Source organism: Bradyrhizobium sp. LMTR 3, from assembly GCF_001693485.1.
GTDB lineage: Bacteria > Pseudomonadota > Alphaproteobacteria > Rhizobiales > Xanthobacteraceae > Bradyrhizobium.
The window spans coordinates 1-1063 of the sequence record NZ_MAXC01000047.1; the positions used below are offsets into that span (position 1 = coordinate 1).

At 64.5% G+C, this 1063-nt stretch carries 2 protein-coding genes; both read right to left on the reverse strand.

Annotation, left to right across the window (positions count from 1 at the left end; translation table 11 throughout):
• Positions 1–579 (reverse strand): NAD-dependent epimerase/dehydratase family protein (locus tag LMTR3_RS28340; protein WP_141686850.1); only part of this gene is annotated, 579 nt, incomplete at its 3' end.
• On the reverse strand, positions 560–1063 hold a 504-nt coding region (locus LMTR3_RS28345; RefSeq protein ID WP_141686851.1), incomplete at its 5' end, for a GDP-mannose 4,6-dehydratase. The genes LMTR3_RS28340 and LMTR3_RS28345, both read right to left, overlap by 20 nt.

The following is a 1063-nucleotide window of genomic DNA, read 5'->3' on the forward strand; positions in this document are numbered from 1 at the left end:
GCGGCGGATCAGAGCGGCGACGACATGGCTGTATTCGGGATGATAATTGTCGCCGCGGCCGTAGAGATTGGTCGGCATCACATTGATGAAGTCGGCGCCGTACTGGCTGCGATAGGCCTCCACCAGCTTGATCCCGGCGATCTTGGCAATCGCATAGGGTTCGTTGGTCGGCTCCAGCGGTCCCGTCAGCATCGAGTCCTCGCGCAGCGGCTGCGGCGCCAGCTTGGGATAGATGCAGGAGGAGCCCAGGAACATCAGCTTCTCGGCGCCGTGGACATGCGTCGCATGGATCACGTTCGACGCAATCGCCAGATTGTCGTAGAGGAATTCGGCGCGCAGCGTGTTGTTGGCGACGATGCCGCCGACCTTGGCGGCGGCCAGAAACACCACCTGGGGCCGGTTGGCGGCAAACCAGCGGTTGACCGCGGCCTGATCGCGCAGATCGACCTCGGTGCGAGTTGCCGTCAGCAGTTCGACGTGTTCCGCAGCCAGCCGGCGCACCAGCGCGGCGCCGACCATGCCGCGGTGGCCGGCGACGTAGACCCTCTTGCCCTTTAGCTCAAACGGCAGGCTTGCCATTGGCGACCTCCCGCCGCGCTTCATCGAGATCGTTCGCGACCATTTCCTTGACCATCTGGGCGAACGACGTCTTCGGCTTCCAGCCCAGTTTCTCCCGCGCCTTGCTGGCATCGCCGACCAGAAGATCGACCTCCGTGGGGCGGAAATAGACGGGATCAATCCTGACTACCGTCTTGCCGGACTTCTTGTCGACGCCGGTCTCGTCGACGCCCTGGCCGCGCCACTCGATGCGGCGGCCAACTTCGGCAAACGCAAGTTCGACGAATTCGCGCACCGAGCGGGTCTCGCCGGTCGCCAGCACGAAATCGTCGGGCGCATCCGCCTGCAGGATCAGGTGCATGCCCTCGATATAGTCGCGCGCATGGCCCCAGTCGCGCTTGGCTTCGAGGTTGCCGAGATAGAGCGCCTCGTCGAGGCCAACCTCGATGCGGGCGACGCTGCGGGTGATCTTGCGGGTGACAAACGTCTCGCCGCGGATCGGGCT